Annotated in this window: 1 protein-coding gene; it reads right to left on the reverse strand. The window is 75.5% G+C overall.

What is annotated here, in order from left to right:
- Window positions 1-256: 256 nt before the first annotated feature.
- Window positions 257-579, reverse strand: a 323-nt coding sequence (locus M3677_RS16825) for an asparagine synthase-related protein (RefSeq protein ID WP_251161114.1), incomplete at its 5' end; no start/stop codon positions are given.

Here is a 579-nt window from a genome sequence, read left to right on the forward strand (position 1 = left end):
GGGCGAGCGTGGCGACCTCGAGCCGCGGGGTGCCGGTGCGGTCGCTGACGTAGGCGACGCGGTCGCCGTCGGCGGCCAGCGCGGGGCACCAGGCGCCGGCGGCGGAGGCGATGCGGGTGAGCGCCTCGCGGACATCGGTGGGCAGACCGGTGGTCTGCTGGGGGTCGAGCCGGGTCATGCCACCTCCAGGGGTCGTCTCCGGGGCACAGCGGGACGGGCGGGCCGGGTGTTCCCCGGCCTCATCGGCAGTGCGGGGTCAGCGGATGCCCTGCCGCTGCAGCCACATCTCCAGCAGCCCCACCTGCCACAGCTGGTTGCTGCCCAGGGTGGTGCGGTGGGTGTTCGGCTCGGCCAGCAGCCGGTCGACGTACTCGGTGCGGAACAGCCCGCGCTCGCGGGCCTCGGGGGCGTGCAGCGCCTCGCGGACGCCGGCCAGGTACTCGCCCTCGAGGTGGATGATCGCCGGCACCGGGAAGTAGCCCTTGGGCCGGTCGATCACGTGCGCGGGGATGACCGCCCGGGCGGCCTCCTTCAGCACGCCCTTGCCGCCCTGGGCCAGCTTGAGCTCCGGCGGCACCG

This window comes from Curtobacterium sp. P97 (genome assembly GCF_023712445.1).
Classification (GTDB): Bacteria; Actinomycetota; Actinomycetes; order Actinomycetales; family Microbacteriaceae; genus Curtobacterium.